We start from the raw sequence: 24,106 nt of genomic DNA, 5'->3' as shown, positions 1-24,106 counted from the left end.
TAACTTCAGGCACTTACCATTTCTGCCGCTGGTAGTCCGTAATGCGCCTGAAGCTGCTGACCAATCTCAATACCCTCCTTCTGGTGGCCGTGTGCGTGGCCCTCGGCGCTACGCTGTGGTGGTCGCAGAAAGCCCTTGAGCGTCCGTACCTATTAATGGAGCGCTACCTGGGCCTGTCGCAGCAATTTCAGAATGAAGTCGCCCGCAGCGTCGAGGATTACCTGGGCAGCGGCGACGCACTGCGCCTGAGCAGTGCCGCCCAAGGCATCGTCAGCCTGCAAAAAGAACTCGGCGAATTGCCACCGGCCCTGGCCGAGACGTTGCGCCCCAGCCTGTCGACTCTTGAACAATTCAGCAAAACCGACCTGCTGGCCGCCGGCAAACTGGCCGGCGATCCGCAGGCCTTGCTGCTGCAGTCCGAGCGCGAACTGGGTGCCAGTCTCGATCAGCTCAGCCAGTACGCCAGTGGCAATGCGGCTTACCTGACACCACTGCTCACCGCATCGCAGCACCTGGGTAAATTGTCCCTGGCCCGGGACAAACTGGTCAGCAGCGGCCGCAGTGAACTGGCCGCCGATGTCGAACGCGAAGTCGCCAATATCCGCACCCAGGCCGAGAAAATCGACGCCCTGCCGTTGCTGGGCGTAACCACCAGCAGCGAGTCGAACACCGATGATTTCGCCTCGATGATGGGCCTTGAGAACAAGGAAAAAACCGTCGCCGAAGATGCCGGCGTCGGCCTCAAGCGCGAGCTCAACAGCCTGCTCACCCGCTACCCGGCTGAGCTCTCGCGCACCCGCGATCAAATCCAGAAACGCGCCGATCTCAGCGCGGCGACCCACCTGAAAATCACCGATGTGCAACAGGCCATTGCCGGGCTGGAACCGGTGGTGCGCGCCCAGCACGGGCAGATCCAGGGTGAAGTGCGGCTGATGCAAGGCGTGATGATCGGCTTGATTCTGTTGATCGCACTGCTGATCGACACCCTGCAGCGCAAACTGGCCCGGACCCTGACCAACCTCGCCCCGGCGCTCTCCACTTGGGCCGAAGGTGACTTCAGCCGCGACATTCAACTGGGCAACACCAACCGCGAATTGCATGACATTGAAGCCTCCCTCAACCGCTTGCGCGCCTATCTGGTGGACCTGGTGGGGACCATTCGTCGCAACGCCGAGCAGGTGGCCGGCAGCAGCCGCACCCTCGCCGACCTGAGCAACGACCTGCATGACGGTGCCGAGCATCAGGCCGGGGACACGGCACTGATCCGCGACTCCCTCAGCGAACTGGAGGCGACCATCCAACAAGTCGCCGGCGATGCCAGCCAGGCCGCCGACGCCAGCCGCCACGCTGGCCTGGCCGTAGAGCACGGGCAGAAAGTCATCGGCCTGAGTCTCACCGGCCTGCATGCGCTAGTGAATGAGGTGCAAGGCAATGCGCAAATGATCGAACACCTGGCCGAAGAGTCGGCCACCATCGGCGGCGTGTTGACGGTGATCCGCTCGATTGCCGACCAGACCAACCTGCTGGCCTTGAACGCGGCCATCGAGGCGGCCCGGGCCGGGGAAATGGGCCGAGGCTTTGCGGTGGTGGCCGAAGAGGTGCGCTCACTGGCGCAACGTACCGCCGGGGCCACGGCAGAAATCCAGACGCTGATTGCAGGGCTGCAAACTGCCGCGCGGCAATCGGTGGAAGGCATGCGCGCCCAGGTCGAACACGCCGAAGCCACCGCCAGCCAGGCCCAGGCCGCTGATGGCGCGCTGGATAAAATCGTCGGAGCGATCCAGACCATTTCCGACACGGCGGTACGCATCGCCGATGTCACGGCCCAGCAAAGCGGCGCTGTCAGCGAGATCCGTGACCACAGTGAGCGGATTCATCAGTTGGGTGGGGATAACCTGCTGCGCATTGGCGAAGGCCGTGAGCAGGGAGAAAATCTTCTGGTGCTGGGTGGTCGATTGCATACAGCCGTTCAGGCTTTTCGCGTCTGACAGACCGCCATCGCGAGCAAGCTCGCTCCCACAGGGTCGTGCGCGGTCATTGTGGGAGCGAGCTTGCTCGCGATGACGTCAGTTCACTTACCACACATCCTTGGCTCTGCACACCGAACGACTGTCCGCTATCATCCCCCCAATTCCGATACGCGAGATCGTCATGCGCCGTTTGCTCTGCCTGCTGTTTTTAGTGTTCGCCCTGCCGGCCAGCGCCACTGGCTTGCTGGAGAACCGACCCAGCTCAAGCCTGGGCTCGATCAACAACAGCGCCGACTTCCTGCCGGTGCGCGAAGCTTTCCAGCTGAGCCTCGTAGAAAGCACGCCGCAATCGATCAAGCTGCGTTTCGTCGCCACCGAAGGTTATTACCTCTACCGTCACCGCTTTCAATTTCGCGCCGACCCGGCCGATGTGGTCCTCGGCGCGGCGAAACTGCCCGACGGTCAGAAAAAGCACGATGAATACTTCGGCGATGTCGAGGTCTACCACGGCATTCTCGACGTCGAGTTTCCGCGCACCGACCAACGCGCCTTCACCCTGGTCGTGACCTATCAGGGATGCGCCGACAAAGGCCTGTGCTATCCGCCGGAAACCGAGCGCCTGAGCATCGACGGCAGCGGCGCTCCAGCGACGGCTTATCCATGGAACTGGCGCGAACTGGCGTTGTTTTTCCTCGCAGGCCTGGGCCTGACGTTCACGCCATGCGTGCTGCCCATGCTGCCGATCCTGTCGGGCGTGGTACTGCGCGGTCAGATCGGTGGCTGGCGCGGTTTCAATCTGTCACTGGCCTATGTGCTGCCGATGGCCGCCTGCTTTGCCCTGCTCGGTGCACTGATGGGCCTGTTCGGTGCCCAGCTCAACCTACAGGCGCGACTGCAATCGGCCTGGGTGCTGGTGCCGTTCGCGATGTTTTTCGCCGTGTTTGCGCTGGCGATGTTCGGCGTCTTCGAATTAAAACTACCGCACGCCATCAGCAGCCGCCTGGACAGCATCGCCGGTCGCACCAAAGGCGGGTCACTGTGGGGCGCCGCAGTGTTGGGCGTGGTCTCCAGCTTGCTGGTTTCACCCTGTGTTTCGGCGCCATTGGCCGGGGCGCTGCTGTACATCAGCGCCAGTGGCGATGCGCTGGGCGGCGGCTTGAAACTGTTCATGCTCGGTCTCGGCATGGGTGCACCGCTGTTGCTGGTGGCCACTGGTGGCGCAGCCTGGTTGCCGAAAAGCGGTCCGTGGCTGGTCTACGTGAAAAACGCGATTGGCGTGTTGTTGCTCGGGTTGGCCGTCGCGCTGCTCAGCCGCGTCTTGCCGGGTCAGGTCACCTTGCTGTTGATCGGTTTGTTGGCCGGCGGCGTCGGCTTGTTCATGGGTGCGCTGGAGTTCGTCTATAAACCACCGCGCAAACGCCTGGGCCAATTGCTCGGTATGTTCCTGCTGTTTTACGCACTGGCCTGCTGGTATGGCGCCTTCAGCGGCCAGACCGACCCGTTCAACCCGATCGGCCAGCCCCGTATCGTTGCCAACAGCGGCCCCGCGCCAAACACCAGCACCTGGCAAACCGTCAGCACGCCGGCCGATCTGGACCGCGCACTCGCCGACGCACGCTCATCCGGCACACCGCTGCTGCTCGACTGGTACGCCGACTGGTGCATCAGCTGCAAAGTCATCGAACATGAGGTGCTGGACGACCCTGTCGTCATCGAACGCCTCAAGGGTTACCGGCTGATCCGCTTCGACATCACCGCCAGCAACGCCGAGCAACGCGCCCTGCTCGACCGCTACCAGTTGTTCGGCCCCCCGGCCCTGATGTTTTTCGGCAAGGACGGCGTCGAACGCGCCGATGTGCGGGTGATCGGCGAGATCAACGCCAAAGACTTCGCCGAACGTGTTGCCAGGGCGAATGACCATATTTAATCAAGCAGTCATATATTTCGCGCAAACATCGGTCATCGTGCTGGCTATTGCAGAGAACTGGACAGTCACAAAGGCTTTGCGGCATAGTCGCCGGGTTCTGACAATCGCTCACAGATAACATAGGAACCGCCGATGGCGACGTTACTCGTTCTGCACGGACCCAACCTGAACCTGCTCGGCACTCGTGAACCGGGCACCTACGGCGCCACGACGCTGGCGCAGATCAACCAGGACCTGGAACGCCGTGCCCGCGAAGCCGGTCACCATTTGCTGCACCTGCAAAGCAACGCCGAGTACGAATTGATCGACCGCATCCACGCTGCCCGCAGCGAAGGCGTGGACTTCATTTTGATCAACCCAGCAGCTTTTACACATACAAGTGTCGCATTACGTGACGCGCTGCTGGCGGTGAGCATCCCATTCATCGAAGTGCATTTGTCTAACGTGCACAAACGCGAACCTTTCCGCCATCACTCTTACTTCTCCGACGTAGCGGTGGGAGTGATCTGCGGCCTTGGCGCCAGCGGTTATCGACTGGCCCTGGAGGCCGCCCTGGAACAGCTTGAACAACAAGTTAACCGCCCCTGACCGACCCTTGGGAGTTGATGATTCATGGATATCCGTAAAGTTAAGAAACTGATCGAATTGCTGGAAGAGTCCGGCATCGACGAGCTCGAGATCAAGGAAGGCGAAGAGTCCGTACGCATCAGCCGTCATAGCAAGACCCCGGCTCAGCAGTACTACGCACCAGCTCCAATGCATGCTCCGGTTGCCGCGCCTGTCGCTGCCGCCGCTCCGGCTGCCGCTGCCGCACCTGCTGCTCCGGCCGCGCCAGCACTGAACGGCACCGTTGCCCGTTCGCCGATGGTCGGTACTTTCTATCGCAAGTCTTCGCCAACCTCGCCGTCCTTCGTGGAAGTCGGCCAGACCGTGAAGAAAGGCGACACCCTGTGCATCGTTGAAGCCATGAAGATGATGAACCACATCGAAGCTGAAACCAGCGGTGTGATCGAATCCATCCTCGTCGAAGACGGCCAGCCGGTTGAGTACGACCAACCGCTGTTCACCATCGTTTGAACCGCGGAGAGCCTTTGATGACTGCGAAGTTGGAAAAAGTTCTGATCGCCAACCGCGGTGAGATCGCCCTGCGGATCCTGCGCGCCTGCAAAGAGATGGGCATCAAGACCGTCGCCGTTTACTCCAAGGCTGACAAGGAACTGATGCACCTGGGCCTGGCAGACGAATCCGTCTGCATCGGTCCGGCATCGGCCGCCCACTCCTACCTGCACATTCCGGCAATCATTGCCGCGGCCGAAGTGACTGGCGCCACCGCCATTCACCCTGGCTACGGTTTCCTTGCGGAAAACGCAGACTTCGCCGAACAGGTCGAGAAATCCGGCTTCGCGTTCATTGGCCCGAAAGCCGACACCATTCGCCTGATGGGCGACAAGGTATCGGCCAAGCACGCCATGATCGCTGCCGGCGTACCGACTGTTCCGGGTTCTGACGGCCCGCTGCCGGAAGACGAAGAAACCGCTCTGCGCATTGGTCGCGAAGTCGGTTACCCGGTGATCATCAAGGCCGCTGGCGGCGGCGGTGGTCGCGGGATGCGCGTTGTGCACAAGGAAGAAGACCTGATTTCCTCGGCCAAACTGACCCGCTCCGAAGCTGGTGCGGCGTTCGGCAACCCGATGGTCTATCTGGAAAAATTCCTGACCAACCCACGTCACGTGGAAGTCCAGGTACTTTCCGATGGCCAGGGCCAGGCTATCCATCTGGGCGACCGCGACTGCTCGCTGCAACGTCGTCACCAGAAGGTTCTTGAAGAAGCGCCGGCACCGGGCATCGACGAAAACGCACGCGAGGAAGTACTCGCACGCTGCGTCAAGGCTTGCATCGATATCGGCTACCGTGGCGCCGGCACTTTCGAGTTCCTGTACGAGAACGGCCGTTTCTACTTCATCGAGATGAACACTCGTGTCCAGGTAGAGCACCCTGTATCGGAAATGGTCACCGGCATCGACATCGTCAAGGAGATGCTCAGCATCGCCGCCGGCAACAAGCTGTCGTTCACCCAGGATGACGTGGTCATCCGCGGTCACGCGCTGGAATGCCGGATCAACGCCGAAGACCCGAAAACCTTCATGCCGAGCCCGGGCACGGTCAAGCATTTCCACGCACCTGGCGGCAACGGCGTTCGCGTCGACTCGCACCTGTACAGTGGTTATGCCGTTCCACCGAACTACGATTCGTTGATCGGCAAGCTGATCACCTACGGCGCAACCCGCGACGAAGCCATGGCGCGCATGCGCAATGCGCTGGACGAAATCGTGGTCGACGGGATCAAGACCAACATCCCGCTGCACCGCGACCTGACCCGCGATGAAGGCTTCTGCAAAGGGGGCGTGAACATTCACTACCTCGAGCACAAGCTGGCTGGCGAGAAGCACTAAGCTTCGACCCCATCGACAAAGCCGCCTTCGGGCGGCTTTGTTGTTTCTGGAAGTAACTCAAATCCCATTGTGGGAGCGGGCTTGACTCGCGAAAGCGGCGTATCAGCCAAACATTAATTAACTGACACTCCCTCTTCGCGAGCAAGCCCGCTCCCACAGGGCCCTGCTTCGCTCAACATCTGCGCAGCTAATGCAGCTCCCACAAAAGCCGCACTCTCGCGTAAACTTGCGCCCTTCTCGCAGCCCGCTAGGCTGCAATCAATATTTTTCAAAGGTGCCCGCCATGCCTTGGCTGCAAGTACGTCTCGCCATCAGCCCAGAACAAGCCGAAACCTATGAAGACGCTTTCCTTGAAGTGGGCGCCGTGTCGGTGACCTTCATGGACGCCGAAGATCAGCCGATCTTCGAGCCGGAACTCAACACCACGCCGCTGTGGTCGCACACGCACCTGCTGGCCCTGTTCGAAGGTGGCACCGAGCCAGGCCCGGTATTGGCCCATCTGGAGCTGTTGACCGGCAGCCCGCTGCCCGAGCACCACAGCGAAGTGATCGAAGATCAGGACTGGGAACGCAGCTGGATGGACGGTTTCCAGCCAATGCAATTCGGCCAGCGCCTGTGGATCGTGCCGAGCTGGCACGCCGCGCCGGAACCGGATGCCGTGAATCTGCTGCTGGACCCGGGCCTGGCGTTCGGCACCGGCACTCACCCGACCACCGCGCTGTGCCTGGAATGGCTCGACGGTCAGGACCTGAAAGACTGCAACGTGCTGGACTTTGGCTGCGGCTCGGGGATTCTGGCGATTGCCGCCCTGCTGCTGGGCGCGAAAGAAGCAGTCGGCACCGATATCGACGTGCAGGCACTGGAAGCCTCGCGCGACAATGCCGGGCGTAACAACATCGCCGAACACCTGTTCCCGCTGTACCTGCCGCAAGACCTGCCGCAGGTGCAGGCCGACGTACTGGTGGCCAACATTCTCGCCGGCCCGCTGGTTTCCCTGGCGCCGCAGTTGTCCGGCCTGGTCAAGTCGGGCGGGCGCCTGGCGCTGTCGGGCATCCTCGCCGAACAGGGCGATGAAGTCGCTGCGGCCTACGCCAAAGACTTCGATCTGGACCCGATCGCCAATCGCGATGGCTGGGTGCGCATCACTGGCCGTCGGCGCTAGAATGGCCGCCTGCATAATCCGGATCGCCGCATGACCGATAGCTTCGTCACTCAGTGCCCGCATTGCCAAACCAGCTTCCGCGTCAGCCATGCCCAGTTGAGCATGGCGCGCGGGGTGGTTCGTTGCGGCTCCTGCCTGCAGGTGTTCAATGCCGCCAGGCAGTTGATTGAGCAGGCCGGCAAGGAATCACCGGTCACGATACCGCTCCCGCCTGTGCAGCCCGAGGAATCCCTTGAGTCATCACCGCCGCGCGCCATCAGCCAAAAGCAATGGAGCGCGACCGAACTGGACCTGGACAGCCTCGACCTCGACGAAGAGCTCGCCCGGCTCGAACAGCGGGAAATCCAGCCGACCACCGAGTTCGGTCGCCATCGCGACGACTCGCTGAGCGCCCGTCGCGATAGCACCGGGCAGGATGACGAGGAGCCTTGGTCCGACAGCCTGTTCAGTGCGTCGGCGGCCGATCGCGCACAAGTCGACGAACCGCTCGACAGCCTTGAAACACCAGAGCCGACGGTCGAACCGAGCAAAACCTCGCGCACCGAACCTTCGCTATCCCTGGAGCCGGTTGATCTCGACGACGAGCAGCAACCACCCCAGCTGCGCCTGAACGACCCGCTCGATGCACCGCTGAGCCACGAACGCCTGTCGGCCGCCGACGAGAACGAAATCGACGACGACCTGCCCTCGATCGAACCGCTGCGCAAGCGACGCGAACGCAGCAAGCCGGGCGTGCGTGCCGAAGTGCTGCAAGACCTGACCGACGACCCGCTGCAACTGGACTGGCAAAAACGCCGCTCGCCCTGGGGTCGACGGCTGTTGTGGTTGCTGCTGGTGCTGATTGCCGCTGGCGCCCTCGCCGGCCAATACATCGCCTACCATTTCGACGAACTGGCGCGACAGGACCAGTATCGCCCGTGGTTCCAGCAACTGTGCCCGCAAATCGGCTGCACCGTGCCCTCCAAGGTCGATATCGCGAAAATCAAGAGCAGCAACCTGGTGGTGCGCAGCCATCCCGAATTCAATGGCGCCCTGGTGGTCGATGCGATCATCTATAACCGCGCGCCCTTCTCCCAGCCCTTCCCGCTGCTGGAACTGCGCTTCGCCGACCTCAATGGCCACCTGATCGCCAGTCGCCGCTTCAAACCCGGCGAGTACCTCAATGGCGATCTCGAAGGCATGGCCGAAATGCCTCCGCAAACACCTATCCACATTGCACTGGACATTCTCGACCCTGGTGCCAAGGCCGTGAACTACAGTTTGAGCTTTCACTCTCCGGAGTGAAACACCTCATCGTTCCGGGATTAACGTCGGTTTTCTGACTCCCCCTGGCAAACCAAACCACGGGTAATAACAGAATAACTGTTCAGAATTTGTTCAATTCAGCCTTTATCCAGTCATCGAGAGCGGGTATCATGCCAACCCTTTTTCGAACTCTCATGATCCGGCCCCACAACAGGGAAGTCCTATGTCGGCGGTACGCATCGGCCCATACACATTACATAACAGCTTGATTCTCGCCCCCATGGCGGGAGTCACCGACCAGCCCTTTCGTCAGCTGTGCAAGCGTTTGGGCGCGGGACTGGTCGTCTCGGAAATGGTCACCAGCGACATGAGTTTGTGGAACACCCGCAAGTCGCGCATGCGCATGATCCACGAAGGCGATCCCGAGCCACGCTCGGTACAGATCGCCGGTGGCGACGCGCAGATGCTGGCGGACGCCGCCCGTGCCAACGTTGAAATGGGCGCGCAGATTATTGATATCAACATGGGCTGTCCGGCAAAGAAAGTCTGCAACAAGGCTGCCGGTTCCGCCCTGTTGAAGGATGAAACCCTGGTAACCGAGATCCTGCAGGCCGTCGTGGCTGCGGTCGATGTGCCGGTTACCCTGAAGATCCGGACCGGTTGGGACCGGGACAACAAGAACGGCCTGACGGTGGCGAAGATCGCCGAGCAGGCAGGCATTACGGCGCTGGCGGTGCATGGCCGCACCCGCGCCGACCTGTACACCGGTGAAGCCGAGTACGACACCATTGCCGCGATCAAGCAGGCGGTGTCGATTCCGGTCTTCGCCAATGGCGATATCGATTCGCCGGAAAAGGCCCGGTACGTGCTCGACGCGACCGGTGCCGATGGCCTGTTGATTGGCCGGGCTGCCCAGGGGCGGCCGTGGATTTTTCGTGAGATCGACCATTTCCTGCGTACCGGCGAGAAACTCCCGGCACCGGAACTGATCGAGGTGGAACGCATTCTGCTAGAGCATCTGGCTGCCCTGCACGCCTTCTATGGCGATGTCATGGGTGTGCGCATTGCTCGAAAGCATGTGGGCTGGTATCTCGCAACCCTGCCGGGCGCCAGGGAGTTTCGCGCCCACTTCAATCGTTTGGATGGTACGGATACACAATGCGCCAACGTTCAGGCGTTTTTCGCCGAGCGTTACAAGAGCCTGACAGGGGACGGAGAGTGGGTGGCCGCATGACGATGATGACCGAGACTTTAGTGAGTGGAACAACACCCGTGAGCGACAACGTAAATTTGAAACAGCACCTCAATACGCCAAGCGAAGAAGGCCAGACCCTTCGCGGGAGTGTCGAGAAGGCGCTGCACAATTATTTCGCCCACCTTGAGGGCGCTGCCGTCACGGATGTGTACAACCTGGTGCTCTCCGAAGTCGAGGCTCCCCTGCTCGAGTGCGTGATGAATTACGTCAAGGGCAACCAGACCAAGGCCAGCGAGCTGCTCGGGCTGAACCGAGGCACGCTGCGCAAGAAACTCAAGCAGTACGATTTGTTGTAAGCATTCAATCAAACCAGAAAGGCGCCCGCGTAAAACCGGTCGCCTTTTTTGCTGACTCCTTTGCTTTTGATGGAAATTGAGATGACCGACCAGACTACCCGCCTGCCGATCCGCCGCGCCTTGATCAGCGTTTCCGACAAGACCGGGATCCTCGAATTCGCCAAAGAGCTTGAAGCCCTGGGCGTCGAGATCCTTTCCACCGGCGGGACGTTCAAGCTGCTGCAGGACAACGGCGTTGCCGCAGTGGAAGTCGCTGATTACACCGGCTTTGCGGAAATGATGGACGGCCGGGTGAAGACCCTGCACCCGAAAATCCACGGCGGGATCCTCGGTCGTCGCGGTATCGACGACGCCATCATGAACGAGCACGGCATCAAGCCGATCGACCTGGTAGCGGTCAACCTGTACCCGTTCGAAGCCACCATCAGCAAGCCAGGCTGCGACCTGCCGACCGCCATCGAGAACATCGACATCGGCGGCCCGACCATGGTCCGCTCCGCTGCCAAGAACCACAAGGACGTGGCCATCGTGGTCAACGCCAGCGATTACGCCAGCGTCCTGGAAAACCTCAAGGCCGGCGGCCTGACCTACGCCCAGCGTTTCGACCTGATGCTCAAGGCCTTCGAGCACACTGCCGCCTACGACGGCATGATCGCCAACTACATGGGCACCGTGAACCAGGCAGCCGAAACCCTCTCGACCTCCGGCCGCAGCGAATTCCCGCGCACCTTCAACAGCCAGTTCATCAAGGCCCAGGAAATGCGCTACGGCGAGAACCCGCACCAGAGCGCGGCGTTCTACGTTGAAGCCAAGCCTGCCGAAGTCGGCATCGCCACCGCGACCCAACTGCAAGGCAAGGAACTGTCGTACAACAACGTGGCCGACACCGACGCCGCGCTGGAATGCGTGAAGAGCTTCGTCAAGCCGGCTTGCGTGATCGTCAAGCACGCCAACCCGTGCGGCGTGGCTGTCAGCCCTGATGCCGAAGGCGGCATCCGTCAGGCCTACGAACTGGCCTACGCTACCGACACTGAGTCGGCGTTCGGCGGCATCATCGCCTTCAACCGCGAACTGGACGCCGAGACCGCCAAGGCCATCGTCGAGCGTCAGTTCGTCGAAGTGATCATCGCTCCGTCGGTCAGCGAGGAAGCCCGCGCCATCGTCGCCGCCAAAGCCAACGTGCGCCTGCTGGCCTGCGGCGAGTGGTCGGCTGACCGCGCGGCGGCCTGGGACTACAAGCGCGTCAACGGTGGCCTGCTGGTACAGAGCCGCGACATCGGCATGATCGGCGCCGATGACCTGAAAGTGGTGACCAAGCGTGCACCGTCCGAACAGGAAGTCCACGACCTGATCTTCGCCTGGAAAGTCGCCAAGTACGTCAAGTCCAACGCCATCGTCTACGCCAAGAATCGCCAGACCATCGGTGTCGGCGCCGGCCAGATGAGCCGCGTAAACTCCGCGCGAATTGCTGCAATCAAGGCCGAACATGCCGGCTTGCAGGTTCAGGGTGCGGTCATGGCATCCGACGCGTTCTTCCCGTTCCGCGACGGCATCGACAACGCGGCCAAGGCCGGTATCACTGCGGTGATCCAGCCGGGCGGCTCGATGCGTGACAACGAAGTGATAGCCGCTGCCGACGAGGCAGGGATTGCAATGGTGTTCACGGGAATGCGTCATTTCCGACACTGAGTTGCGGCAGCTACAAGCCTCAAGCTGCAAGCTGCAAGAAAGAGCAGACAGATGCCGTTCTTTCTTGCCGGTGCAGCCTTATTAATTCAAAGCCATAAGCTGCAAATAAGAGCCGCACATACTCGCTTTTACTTGCAGCTTGTAGCTTGCAGCTTCTCCGAAGGAGTCTTTCTTTGAATATTTTGATCATTGGCAGCGGTGGCCGTGAACACGCCCTGGCCTGGAAAGTGGCTCAGGATCCGCGTGTGCAGAAGGTATTCGTGGCTCCGGGCAACGCCGGTACCGCCATCGAAGCCAAGTGCGAGAACGTCGCCATCGACGTACTGGCGCTTGAGCAACTGGCAGATTTTGCCGAGAAAAACGTTTCCCTGACCATCGTTGGCCCTGAAGTGCCGCTGGTTGCCGGCGTTGTGGATCTGTTCCGCAGCCGTGGCCTGGATTGCTTCGGTCCGACCGCTGGCGCTGCACAGCTGGAAGGTTCGAAAGCCTTCACCAAGGACTTCCTGGCTCGCCACAAGATCCCGACTGCCGACTACCAGAACTTCACCGAAATCGAGCCAGCCCTGGCTTACCTGCGTGAAAAAGGCGCTCCGATCGTGATCAAGGCCGACGGCCTGGCCGCTGGTAAGGGCGTGATCGTCGCCATGACCCTGGCCGAAGCCGAAGACGCCGTGCGCGACATGCTGGCGGGCAATGCCTTTGGCGATGCGGGTTCGCGCGTAGTCATCGAAGAATTCCTCGACGGCGAAGAAGCCAGCTTCATCGTCATGGTCGACGGCAAGAACGTGCTGCCGATGGCCACCAGCCAGGACCACAAACGCGTCGGCGACGGCGACACCGGTCCAAACACCGGCGGCATGGGTGCTTACTCCCCGGCGCCAGTGGTCACCGCCGAGGTGCACAAGCGTGTCATGGACCTGGTGATCTGGCCGACCGTGCGCGGCATGGCCGAGGAAGGCAACGTCTACACTGGCTTCCTGTACGCAGGCCTGATGATCGACAAGGCTGGTAACCCAAAAGTCATCGAATTCAACTGCCGCTTCGGCGACCCTGAGACCCAACCGGTGATGCTGCGCTTGCAGTCGAGCCTGGTGCTGTTGGTCGAAGCGGCTCTGGCGCAGGCGCTGGACAAGGTCGAAGCGCAATGGGATCCACGTCCGAGCGTCGGTATCGTGCTGGCCGCGGGCGGCTATCCTGGTGACTACGCCAAAGGCGTGGCCATCAATGGCCTGGATGCAGCAGCTGCACTGGAAGGCAAAGTCTTCCACGCCGGTACTGCGCTCAAGGATGGTCAAGTCGTAACGGCCGGCGGTCGGGTACTTTGCGCCACAGCCATGGGCGCCAGCGTCGACGCTGCACAGCAGCAGGCTTACAAACTGGCGGCATCGATTGACTGGGAAGGCTGTTTCTATCGCAAGGACATTGGCTACCGTGCCATTGCCCGCGAGCGTGGCGAAAATCAGGAATAAGGTAAACACCGCGCCAGGCAATGAACACGGTTTATTGCCTGGCTGTTCCGGCGTCGCGCATCGTTATATTCTGGCATCAACCTAACGAAGGGATTTCGCCGTGCGCTGGCTCAGGATTGCCATAAGCTTGACCGTCACTTTGCTGACCTTGCTCTGCATGCTACCGGCCCAGGCCACGCAAGGCAGTGGCTGGGCGGTATTGCTCGACGAACAGGGCGACTTGCAACTGAGCGACATTCGTTCCGCACGTTACGCCAATCAATTCAGCCCCATCGAACTCGACCGCATTACCGCGGCCGAACCCGATGGCGCGCTATGGTTGCGATTCAGGCTCGCACCGGGCAAACACGAACAGTTGCTGCGGGTGTTCGCGCCTGACCTGCGCCAGTTCAGCATGTACGTACTGGACGGCGACAAGCTGATCGATCAATCCAGCACGGGCAACGAACAGCCACAATCCGAGCGACCATTGCCCAGCAGCGACTTCATGCTGGCTCTGCCGCAAAGCGACAACCCCCTCGACGTTTACCTGCGACTGGCCTCCGATCACCAGTTACGGCCCTATATCACCCTGCAATCGGCGATCCTCGCGGCTGCCAACCAGATTCAGACGCTGATCTATGGCCTGCTGTTCGGTTGCATCGCCATGTTGATCCTGCACAATCTCATCCGCTACACCTACACCCGCTCGCACAGTGCCCTCTGGTTGGCGACGTGCGAAGGGCTGTTGATGCTCAGCCTGCTGTTGTTGCTGAACCTCGCCGGTCCCTGGCTGCCGGACTGGCATGCACTGCAAACGCCGGGGGCTTACCTGGCATTGTTAATGACGGCGCCCTGCGGCCTGATGCTTGCCCATCGTTTCTTCTCCCCGCTCGGGCCGCATCCGCTGAACCGGTTGCTGCTCGGCGAGGTCCTGCTCATCACCGCCTGCAGCCTGATGCTGCTGTTCGTCAACACCTTGCCGCTGAACTTCATTACCTATGGCCTGGTGGCCCTTGCAGGCCTGACCATGCTGTTCATCAGCGCCTATCACTGGCAAAAAGGTTATCGCCCGGCTCGCCTCTTCGTGGCGGCCATGGTGGTGTTCAACCTCGGGACACTGGTCATCCTGCCGGCGCTGTTGGGGCTGACCCTGATCGAACCCCATGACCTGCTCACCACCTTGCTGGTGGTCATCTGCATCAGCGGCCTGCTGATGAGCATTGCATTGAGCGAGCGCCAGCGCCGCATCACCGAAGACCGTTTCAGCATCAGTCGTGACCTGGCGGCCAGCAACGCCGAGATCAACGCCAAGGCCGAGTTCCTGGCGAAGATCAGCCATGAAATCCGCACCCCGATGAACGGCGTCCTCGGCATGACCGAGCTGCTGCTGGGCACACCGCTATCGGTCAAGCAACGCGACTATGTGCAGACGATCCACAGCGCGGGCAACGAGTTGCTGACACTGATCAACGAAATTCTCGACATCTCCAAACTCGAGTCCGGGCAGATCGAGCTGGACGATGTGCAGTTCGACCTCAACGCGCTGATCGAAGACTGCCTGAGCATCTTCCGCGCCAAGGCCGAGCAGCAAAACGTCGAGTTGATCAGCTTCATCCAGCCGCAAGTGCCGCGGGTGATCAGCGGTGACCCGACACGCCTGCGCCAGACGCTGTTGAGCCTGCTTGAAAACGCCCTGAAAAAGACCGATGAAGGCGAAATCCTGATTGTCGTGGCGCTCGACGAGCGCAACACCAAGCCACGCCTGCGTATCGCCGTGCAGGACAGCGGCGAGCCCATGAACGCCGAAGAACGCGACGCCCTGATGCACGCCGAACTGCACAGCCGGCATTTCCTTTCGGCCACCCACCTGGGCGGCAACCTGGGGCTGGTGATTGCCCGCCAGCTGATCCGCTTGATGCAGGGGGAATTCGGGATCAAGAGTGGCAGCAACCAGGGCAGCACCCTGTGGCTGACCCTGCCACTGGACCCGGATCGCCTCGAACACCCGACCTCCGACCTCGACGGTCCGCTGCAAGGTGCGCGGGTATTGGTGGTGGACGACAATGACACCTGTCGCAAGGTGCTGGTGCAGCAATGCAGCGCCTGGGGCCTGAATGTCAGCGCCGCGTCTTCCGGCAAGGAGGCGCTGGCACTGCTGCGCACCAAGGCTCATTTGCGCGATTACTTCGATGTAGTCCTGCTGGACCAGAACATGCCCGGCATGACCGGCATGCAACTGGCGGCCAAGATCAAGGAAGACCCGAGCCTGAACCATGACATCCTGCTGATCATGCTCACCGGCATCAGCAACGCACCGAGCAAGATCATCGCGCGCAACTCCGGGATCAAGCGCATCCTCGCCAAACCAGTGGCCGGCTACACCCTCAAGACCACCCTGGCCGACGAACTGACCCAACGCAACAACGGTCTCGTCGCCACCCACCCAGTGCAAAGCGGCCCGGCCCTGCCGGTCAAGGTCCCCAGCGACTTCCGCATTCTGGTGGCCGAAGACAACAGCATTTCGACCAAGGTGATCCGCGGCATGCTGAGCAAGCTCAACCTGCAACCGGATACCGCCTGCAACGGCGAAGAAGCCTTGCAGGCGATGAAGGCCCAACGCTACGACCTGGTGCTGATGGACTGCGAAATGCCCATCCTCGATGGCTTTTCGGCTACCCAGCAATTACGCGCCTGGGAAGTCAGCAACCAGCGGGTTCGTACCCCTGTGGTGGCGTTGACCGCCCATATCCTTGCCGAACACAAAGAGCGTGCGCGCCAGGCCGGCATGGACGGACACATGGCCAAGCCGGTGGAACTGTCGCAGTTGCGCGAACTGATCGAACACTGGGTCGCCCAGCGTGACCAGCAGAATCGCACAACAACCCAAACCTCCTGAGCCGACAGACTTCGCAACCCCTGATAGACTCCCTCTCGACTTCCCTCGCCAGTGAGCCCGGCACCATGCTCCATGTGTTGTTCAGCGTTTATCTGAAGATGCTGGTGCTCTACAGCCCATTCTTCGTGTTGTCCTGCTTCATCAGCCTGACCCGTGGTTATTCGCGCAAGGAACAGCGTCGGCTGGCCTGGAAAGTAGCGGTCGCCACCCTGGTCTCCAGTGTTCTGTTGTACTTGTTCGGCCGAGTGATTTTCACTGTCTTCGGCATTACCGTGGATGCCTTTCGCATCGGCGCCGGCAGCGTGCTGTTCATCTCGGCGCTGGGCATGGCGCAAGGCAAATCGGCGGTACAGACCGACAACGTGCAGCAGGATGTGACCATCGTCCCGCTGACCATCCCGCTGACAGTCGGCCCCGGCACCATCGGCGCCTTGCTGGTGATGGGCGTGAGCCAGCCGCACTGGGACGACAAGCTCACTGCCATTGTCAGCATTGCGCTGGCCAGTTTTACCGTGGGCGTGGTGCTGTTTTTGTCCGGCCGTATCGAGCGCATTCTTGGCGACCAGGGCTTACAAATAGTCAGCCGGTTGATGGGATTGTTTGTGTGTGCGCTGGCGGCACAGATTATTTTTACCGGGGTCAAAGGCTATCTGATGCCGTGATGGGCTAGCAAGAACACATCAATAAAGTCTTTCGACCTCCTTTTCACGCCGTCCACCGAGAGTGTCGAGCACCCACTTCCTTTTGTACTCGGCATAGTCTTCGCCCAGTTGAGCGACAAAGCATTTCGTTTCAACATCTCCGACAATCTCGCTCAACATGAAACTCTGGTTGAGAAAAACCGGTTCAATGGGTGTACGGGTAGCAAGGTTGATAGTCAGCATTCTCAGGGTTGCAGACTCATCCACCACGCCGGCATGGATCCTGATACGGCTGACAACCGGGGCACTACCGCTCTCCGCCCCCCCCACTTCTACGGCGTATCGCGTCAACAAATCGAGACCAGGGCTCTGCACTTCAAGACTCAAGGCGTGTTGCAGCAAAAGATCCAATGCCCTGCACTCATCGAGCGCCAACAAAGGCGCCAGCCGCTTCCTGACAAAGCTCTCGAACGTTACGCTTTTATCCACAGAGGACGAAAAAAAACCATCCCCGACCCGGCCCGATTCTTTATAGAGAAGAAACTTCAATGCCTCGGTACACCTGGCATTCCACGCGTTGAAGTCCTTGAATTCCGGGTAACTCTTGGTCGAGGTCAATTGTGCATAGAGAAATGAAGAAAGGATATCTTCGCGCACCGACGCCGACAGCGATGATGAAATGACCAATAAGCTCCCTGCATTAACATAACCACTACTACTCATATTGCACACTCCGTAAAAGGTCAGGTGCATCGCACCTGACCAGACTGGAAATCAGATACCAAACTCCATTTCCAGGCGCTTATCGACAGCTTCATAGAACCTGTTGGCTGCATCCTCCTTCTTCTCGGTATAGTCATCGGCATGGATGCTGAAAACACCCTTGGATTGAAACAACCTGCCAGATGAGGAGGTCTTGTCAAAGAAAGCGATCTTGGTATTTCCGGACGTGGTGTAATAACTGATAGCGCTCATCACCAGGCTGACTTCACCATCGCTATCCTGTGCACAGCTTGCGAGACCGAAGTTTGCGCCATCGCCTTTCTTGCCGTTATTTTCATAGAGTTTCAATGCTTCTTTATTGGCCTGCAGACCTTCGATTGCCTTTTCCACCCCCAGCTTCAGGATAGGTCCGAGGCCGCCGCCAAGACCGCCTATCATTGATTTGGCAATGTCCAGCACCAGATTGGACATTAGCAGGCCGCTCGCCGACTCCTGGTAATTGATCGTCGGGTTGCCGAACATGGTCCAGCCCATGACCTGCATCCCTTTAAGCATGTGTTCCCAGCGTTGAACCTGATCTTGCTCGTTGGGAAACTTGATCTGCGCAGACAGGTCGGCGAACAAAAAGGTTCGCATTATGATTGTTTTGTTGCGGCGGCTCACGCCCTCGGGAAAGGAAATCATCGTGGAATTGAGAATCGCTGCATTCAACTTATCGGTATCAATAACCCCGTCGACGGCACGGCGAACACGTCTACCGGCTTGCTGCTGAATAACAGGCAAAGTTTCTTTCAGGCTTTCCTCGATAAATTCCAGGCATTGCGCCTCGCTCATTTCTACCGCAGTAATATTAGTCATTTCGAATATCCATATAATATATTAAAAGGGCCAATCCCGACCCGAAACCAAAGTTAATCAAATCACAACCGAGTGTCAATACTTGCCAAACTTTAAACTACACACAACAAATCACCAACACCATTACTTACAAAATAGCGGTAATACATTTTCAAAGCCTTAACTCGATTTCGGCCATATCGCTTTCCTCGAGGACAGCCTCCAACTCCTGTTTCGTTTCCGCATAAGCGTTTCTGTCGAGATAAAAGCTTCGGTAATTATGCTGCAACTCGGCCTCACCCTTCTGCCAACTGACAAACAGGAAACTCTCGGTTTTTCGCTTGACGTTCAACCGCGCGTGATTAAGTTCCATCGTCAGTATTCCCTTACTATCACGCCCTGCTGGTGCAACTTGAAAGGATTTGCCGTACAGCGTCGCTCCGGCATAAGCCGTCAGCCCACGAGAGTCAGATCCCAGCGCCTTGAAAGCCGCTATAGTGTTGGTCAGCATGGGTTCGTTACCCAGTTGCCGAACCGTTTCAATCATTTTCGCGGAAACCGTACTGGACAGATCCCTATAAACCTTTTCACCAGGATGTCGATCCGAATACCATCCAAAATGATTAAGCGTTCTCGCGTAGCGATTCAGCCAATCGCCAAGACCAAGTGCCTCATTTTCGTATGTATCACACACCAAACTGGCAATCTTGATGCTGTTCTTGATTTCTTTCTTTTCTTCCCTGCTCAAGCCTGCCATACAGCCCAGCAGTGTTCTGCCAATCAGCATCGCACTTTGCGCACGATCATCATATGCCCAGACGTCATCGCCAACGGCAAACCTCCTGACCCTGCCTGAACGCTGGACACGCAGAAAGCTCATATTCCGAACAAACTCAAGGCGTTGTTCAAGACTAGGGATAACAGCAAAATCAAAGTCCATATTTAATGTTCTCCACTAACACATATTGCACACCCTATCGAAACAAAGAAACTCCCGACATACAAGAAACACTCGCCAAGAAACTGTTATCAACAGGCACATCACACAATATCAAAACAGCCACTCATAGATACTTTCAATATTTAAACTTATATTTCCAGCAAAAACTCCACAAACCAGAAACTTGTTCATGCAGGATACTTCACAAAAAAAACGCCTCCAAAGAGGCGTCTTGATTCAGGAAGCGGGTTTGTCGCCATACCAACGCGGCGTGTAGACCCATTCGCCCCCCTCAGGACGAGGGAAAGAGCAGGTGGTGGACGAGCCGATCAGCACCATGGTGCGCATGTCGACCTGATCCGGGGTCAACTGCCCCAGCGTCGTAACGCGCAATGTCTGGCCCGGACGACCAATGTCCCGACCCAGGACCACTGGTGTTTCAGGCGCGCGGTGCTCGGCGACTATCTCTAACGCCCTCCCTAACTGCCACGGCCGTGAACGCGAGATCGGGTTGTAGAAGGCCAGGGCCAGGTCGGCTTGCGCGGCCAGGTCCAGGCGTTTCTCGATGATTGCCCATGGCTTGAGGTTATCCGACAGCGACAGCACGCAGAAGTCATGCCCCAGCGGCGCACCCGCCTGGGCGGCTGTCGCCAGCGAGGCGGAAACCCCCGGCAAAATCTCGAGATCGACGTTGTGCCAATGGACGTCGGTGGATTCGTGCAGCGCTTCCAGCACCGCCGCAGCCATGGCGAAAACCCCCGGATCTCCTGAAGAAACCACCACCACCGAACGCCCTTGGGCCGCCAGTTCGAAAGCGTGACGGGCGCGCTGCATCTCTTCGCGGTTGTCGGTGCAATGCAGCACCTGATCGGCGCGAAACGGCCCGGCCATGCGCACGTAGGTTTCGTAACCCAGCACGTCGGTTGCCCGGGCCAGTTCAGCCTTCACTGCCGGCACCATCAGCTCAGCAGCGCCCGGCCCGAGGCCGATCACCGCCAGCCGTCCACGCGGGCGGCCGATCTGCAACGGGTCCAGCGGCTGCTCTGCCACCGCAATGGCAACGGTGTCGCTACCAAGCATGGAAACGGGCTGGCCAATGGCAGTACGCAGACGTTCGCCAAGCGCCTTCTCAGCTCCGGCAAAACGCAGCGGCACACCCAGTTCAAGCGCCGCCTCGTGCAACCCCGAACTGGCCATTTCGGTGTCGGCGCCCAACAGGCAAGCCAGCGACTGCACGGCGATTTTCGCCTGATGCAAAGCTTCGCGCACCGCCCCCGCGATGTTCACCAGGCCAGCATCTACAGCGACCACCACATTGCGCGGGTAGATCAACAACTCGTTGGCCGCGGGTGCCCGTTCGGCATGACTGACATGTACCGCCAGTCGGGCCTGTGCATCTTCAGGCAATTGCGCCTGCGCCAGCCACGGCGCCTCGCCTTCGATACGCACGGTTTCGCCCGCGAGCAAATCGGAAACGAACCGCTTACCCAGCTCCAGATCGCCAAGGGCATAGCCGCTGGGCGGGTTGAGCAGGCACGTGCCGAAACGCAACTCGCCGCTGGTGGTGATCGCCGCCGCGACTCCAAGTGCGGCGGCAATCTCCCGCGCCATCACATTCACCCCGCCGAGCCCGCCCAGCAGTGGAACCACGGCGCTGCCGTCTTCGGCCACCGCCAATACTGGTGGCTCGGCGCCCTTTTCCAGCAACAAGGGCGCCAGCGTGCGGATCACGATCCCCGCCGCGCACAGGGCAATGATCGGTGTGCCCTGTTGATAGAGCTCGCGCAGGGTCGCGCCGAACTCGTGATAGACCCGATCCGCGCCTTCGACCCGTTCGGCCAGGCCATGGATCAGGGCTTCGGGGTACACCTGCTGAATGCTGCGTGCGGTAGCGAGGCTGCCATTGCCGAGAATGACAATCGCCGGAACTGGACGGGTCATCAGCCTTGCCACCTTTCGCCGGGAACGATGATCAACGAGAAGTATGGCGAAGACATCGGCTCGACCTGATCCAGCGGCACGATCTTCTGATTGGCCATGGTCGCGCGCTCGACATACAACGCGCGCTCGGCCAGGCCGAGTTCTTCCAGCACCTGGCGAACCTTGGGAAAGTTGCGCCCCAGTTTCATGATCACCGCCGCATCGGCATCGGCCAGGCGACGCTTGAGTTCGTCGGGCGGCAGCACACCGGACAACACCGACAGACTCTGATTGCGATACACCAGCGGCGCACCGAGCACCGAGGCCCCGCCGAGCATCGAGCACACACCGGGCACGACTTCAGCCTGATAACGTTCGGCGAGCCGGTCGTGCAGGTACATGTAGGAGCCGTAGAAGAACGGATCGCCTTCACAAATCACCGCCACGTCGCGACCCGCATCAAGATGCGTCGCCAGTTCATCGGCGGCGTCATCGTAAAAGTCGCTGATCACTTGCTCGTAGGACAGCGGTGCCGGCAAGGCTTCGGTAGTCACCGGGTACACCAGCGGCAACAGATTCTGTGCGTCTTGCAGATGCGCCTCGATGATGCCGAAGGCATTGCCCTTTTTACCCTTGGCGACGAAGTACGCCACCACCGGCGATTCGCGCAGCAGGCGCAGGGCCTTGACGGTAATCAGTTCCGGATCACCGGGACCGACGCCGAGGCCGATCAAACGTCCAGGTTGCTGCATCATTCGATCTCCGTGGCGAGAGCATTGACGGCGGCGGCGGCCATGGCGCTACCGCCCAGGCGACCCTGCATGATGACAAAAGGCACGCCACGGCTGTCGGCTGCCAGCGCGGCCTTGGATTCGGCGGCACCGACGAAGCCCACTGGAAAACCGAGGATCAGCGCCGGTTTCGGTGCGCCGGCATCGAGCATTTCCAGCAGGTAAAACAGCGCCGTCGGGGCGTTGCCGATGACCACCACGCTGCCTTCGAGGTACGGGCGCCACAGTTCCAGCGCAGCGGCTGAGCGGGTGTTACCCAATTCACGGGCCAGTTCCGGAACGCTCTCGTCGCGCAAGGTGCAGATCACCGGATTGTTCGCCGGCAACCGCGCGCGGGTCACGCCTTCGGAGACCATCCGCGCATCGCACAAAATCGGCGCGCCGGCCGCCAGCGCATCACGCCCGGCCTTGCCCGCCCCTTCGGAAAACTGCAAACCGTCGATGGCCTCGACCATGCCGCAGGCGTGAATCACACGGACCGCGAGTTTCTCCAGATCGCCCGGGATTCGGTCGAGGTTGGCCTCGGCGCGAATGATCGCGAAGGAGTTGCGATAGATCTCCTGACCGTCGCGGATGTAATCAAGCATCAAGGGGGCTCCGTGAGCGGGCGTCGAGCAGGGCCGCGACCGCTTCAATAGTAAGGTTGCGTGCGTGCAGTGCGCCGAAGCCCGGCTGCGCTGCATCGCGAAAATAGAGATCGTAGTGACCGTGGGCGACGGCCAGTAATGTGACAGGCGCCGTATGCGCGGCGGCGCAGGAACGCGGGCAACCGCTCAGGTGTATATTCAGCGCCGGTCCATGGCGGTGCAGCAGTGTGGCCAGTTGCAGGGCATCACCCTTGGTCTCGGCCAACCCCTTGGCGCAACCGCTGGAACCGGTGCAGGCGATCAGCCGGGACAATGGCTGACCGGCTTCACAGGACAAGCCCAAGCGTTGCAAACGCCCCATGACTTCGGCGGCGCTGTCCAAGCGGATATTGGGCAGCAGCAGGCTTTGCCAGGGTGTGAAGCGCAGACTGGAATCACCGAACTCGCGTGCCAGTTGTGCCACCCCCCGCAGCATCGCCGGATCGAGCCGCCCCAGCGGCGGCACGCCCCCCACATAGACGACACCGGACTCGGCCTGGGGATGGGCGCCCATGTGCAAATCACTGCAACCGGAAAGCCGCTGCCAACCGACAACAGCTTGCATCGGTACTCGCTCAGCCAGCCGAAGCAGAACATCCTCGACCGAATACTCGGCCAGCAAATGACGCATCCGCGTCTGCTCGGGGCGCGCCAGATCAAGGAACAACTCAAGGACCGCAACCACCAGCGCGTACCCGTCAGCCAGTGCAACCGACCCGGCGGGGCTGTCCGTCGGGCATCCCGCCAGACCAAATGCCAGCCGTTGCTCGCCGTCTTGCTCAAACGCCGAGAGCCACAGGTCATGGGGATGTTCGAGCATCGCCAGGTCTTCACCGCCATCGAGTTGCACGGCGAACTTGGCGCTGAGGTCGTGGAACGCTTCGTGGTTTTGCAATGTGGCGAGGATCTGCCCGGCCAGCGGGCGAGTGTCGAACAGCATGCGCCGATCGATCCCGGCGCCGGGGCTGAGCATCAGGTTGCGCACATCGTCGCCAGCCGCCGTACGCGGCCCCAGATCGGCGGCCAGCAGGCTGTCGATCAACGCCGATTGCTCGTTGCCGATGCCGCGGATCTGCAGGTTGGCCCGGTTGGTCGCCTCGATCGCTCCGCTGGCGAAACACTCGGCCGCAGCCGCCACGGCCTCGGCCTGGACGCTACTGATCGAACCGCCGTTCAACTTGATCCGGCAGATACCGCCATCCAGTGCCGGCACGATACGCAGCAACCCCGGGCAGGCCGAGGGGCGTAAGGCAGTGGACAGCGGAAGTTCGTTCAAGGCGGACC

The 24,106-nt window shown here is 60.3% G+C and carries 20 protein-coding genes; 13 read left to right on the top strand and 7 right to left on the bottom strand.

Annotated features, from left to right (window positions below; all coding sequences use genetic code 11):
• Positions 1–41: 41 nt before the first annotated feature.
• The 13 genes from AC1DVE_RS07450 (at position 42) to AC1DVE_RS07390 (ending at position 17,006) form a co-directional block, all read left to right on the top strand.
• Positions 42–1,988: a methyl-accepting chemotaxis protein gene (locus AC1DVE_RS07450; RefSeq protein WP_223461697.1), complete on the top strand. Its 1,947-nt coding sequence runs from the start codon at positions 42–44 to the stop codon at positions 1,986–1,988.
• A 163-nt stretch (positions 1,989–2,151) separates the two neighbouring features.
• Complete coding sequence (locus AC1DVE_RS07445; protein ID WP_223461695.1) at positions 2,152–3,897, top strand: protein-disulfide reductase DsbD; 1,746 nt, start codon at positions 2,152–2,154, stop codon at positions 3,895–3,897.
• A gap of 132 nt (positions 3,898–4,029) precedes the next feature.
• Positions 4,030–4,485, top strand: a complete 456-nt coding sequence (gene aroQ, locus AC1DVE_RS07440; protein ID WP_007971361.1) for a type II 3-dehydroquinate dehydratase — start codon at positions 4,030–4,032, stop codon at positions 4,483–4,485.
• A gap of 24 nt (positions 4,486–4,509) precedes the next feature.
• Entirely contained in the window at positions 4,510–4,974 is a 465-nt protein-coding gene (gene accB, locus AC1DVE_RS07435; protein ID WP_223461693.1) for an acetyl-CoA carboxylase biotin carboxyl carrier protein, read from the top strand.
• A 17-nt stretch (positions 4,975–4,991) separates the two neighbouring features.
• Positions 4,992–6,350: an acetyl-CoA carboxylase biotin carboxylase subunit gene (gene accC / locus AC1DVE_RS07430; protein WP_223461691.1), complete on the top strand. Its 1,359-nt coding sequence runs from the start codon at positions 4,992–4,994 to the stop codon at positions 6,348–6,350.
• 283 nt (positions 6,351–6,633) lie between these two features.
• A complete protein-coding gene (prmA, locus tag AC1DVE_RS07425) occupies positions 6,634–7,512 on the top strand; it encodes a 50S ribosomal protein L11 methyltransferase (protein ID WP_223461689.1) in 879 nt (292 codons plus the stop codon).
• 30 nt (positions 7,513–7,542) lie between these two features.
• Entirely contained in the window at positions 7,543–8,796 is a 1,254-nt protein-coding gene (locus tag AC1DVE_RS07420; protein ID WP_223461688.1) for a DUF3426 domain-containing protein, read from the top strand.
• A gap of 184 nt (positions 8,797–8,980) precedes the next feature.
• Positions 8,981–9,991 carry a tRNA dihydrouridine synthase DusB gene (gene dusB, locus AC1DVE_RS07415; RefSeq protein WP_223461686.1) on the top strand — a complete coding sequence of 337 codons (1,011 nt, stop codon included), beginning with the start codon at positions 8,981–8,983 and terminating at the stop codon, positions 9,989–9,991.
• A complete protein-coding gene (fis, locus tag AC1DVE_RS07410) occupies positions 9,988–10,308 on the top strand; it encodes a DNA-binding transcriptional regulator Fis (RefSeq protein ID WP_007907419.1) in 321 nt (106 codons plus the stop codon). Before dusB ends, fis begins: the two co-directional genes overlap by 4 nt.
• An 81-nt stretch (positions 10,309–10,389) precedes the next feature.
• Complete coding sequence (gene purH, locus AC1DVE_RS07405) at positions 10,390–11,997, top strand: bifunctional phosphoribosylaminoimidazolecarboxamide formyltransferase/IMP cyclohydrolase (RefSeq protein ID WP_223461684.1); 1,608 nt, start codon at positions 10,390–10,392, stop codon at positions 11,995–11,997.
• A gap of 173 nt (positions 11,998–12,170) precedes the next feature.
• On the top strand, positions 12,171–13,466 hold the full coding sequence (gene purD, locus AC1DVE_RS07400; protein ID WP_223461683.1) for a phosphoribosylamine--glycine ligase: 1,296 nt from the start codon (positions 12,171–12,173) through the stop codon (positions 13,464–13,466).
• Positions 13,467–13,566: 100 nt separating this feature from the next.
• A complete protein-coding gene (locus tag AC1DVE_RS07395; protein WP_477783863.1) occupies positions 13,567–16,344 on the top strand; it encodes a hybrid sensor histidine kinase/response regulator in 2,778 nt (925 codons plus the stop codon).
• A 65-nt stretch (positions 16,345–16,409) separates the two neighbouring features.
• Positions 16,410–17,006 (top strand): MarC family protein, encoded by a 597-nt coding sequence (locus AC1DVE_RS07390; RefSeq protein ID WP_223533104.1) that lies wholly within the window; start codon positions 16,410–16,412, stop codon positions 17,004–17,006.
• Positions 17,007–17,024: 18 nt separating this feature from the next.
• Here the strand turns inward: AC1DVE_RS07390 and AC1DVE_RS07385 are convergent, their stop codons facing one another.
• The 7 genes from AC1DVE_RS07385 to cobG form a co-directional block, all read right to left on the bottom strand.
• Positions 17,025–17,708, bottom strand: a complete 684-nt coding sequence (locus tag AC1DVE_RS07385; RefSeq protein ID WP_223461679.1) for a hypothetical protein — start codon at positions 17,706–17,708, stop codon at positions 17,025–17,027.
• A 51-nt stretch (positions 17,709–17,759) separates the two neighbouring features.
• The gene (locus AC1DVE_RS07380) at positions 17,760–18,566 is read right to left on the bottom strand and encodes a hypothetical protein (RefSeq protein ID WP_477783862.1); all 807 of its coding nucleotides are present in this window, start codon (positions 18,564–18,566) and stop codon (positions 17,760–17,762) included.
• Positions 18,567–18,717: 151 nt separating this feature from the next.
• Entirely contained in the window at positions 18,718–19,485 is a 768-nt protein-coding gene (locus AC1DVE_RS07375; RefSeq protein WP_223461675.1) for a hypothetical protein, read from the bottom strand.
• Between the two features lie 237 nt (positions 19,486–19,722).
• A complete protein-coding gene (gene cobJ / locus AC1DVE_RS07370; protein WP_223461673.1) occupies positions 19,723–21,426 on the bottom strand; it encodes a precorrin-3B C(17)-methyltransferase in 1,704 nt (567 codons plus the stop codon).
• Positions 21,426–22,157, bottom strand: coding sequence for a precorrin-2 C(20)-methyltransferase (locus AC1DVE_RS07365; protein ID WP_223461728.1), 732 nt, complete (start codon positions 22,155–22,157; stop codon positions 21,426–21,428). The genes cobJ and AC1DVE_RS07365 overlap by 1 nt, the downstream gene beginning before the upstream one ends.
• A complete protein-coding gene (locus AC1DVE_RS07360; protein ID WP_223461672.1) occupies positions 22,157–22,783 on the bottom strand; it encodes a precorrin-8X methylmutase in 627 nt (208 codons plus the stop codon). The genes AC1DVE_RS07365 and AC1DVE_RS07360 overlap by 1 nt, the downstream gene beginning before the upstream one ends.
• Positions 22,776–24,098 (bottom strand): precorrin-3B synthase, encoded by a 1,323-nt coding sequence (gene cobG / locus AC1DVE_RS07355; protein WP_223461670.1) that lies wholly within the window; start codon positions 24,096–24,098, stop codon positions 22,776–22,778. The genes AC1DVE_RS07360 and cobG overlap by 8 nt, the downstream gene beginning before the upstream one ends.
• Between the last annotated feature and the right edge of the window lie 8 nt (positions 24,099–24,106).

Source organism: Pseudomonas sp. P4_B4 (genome assembly GCF_056402255.1).
The sequence above is the reverse complement of the archived record's forward strand: the minus strand, read 5'-3'. Positions and strand labels throughout refer to the sequence as shown.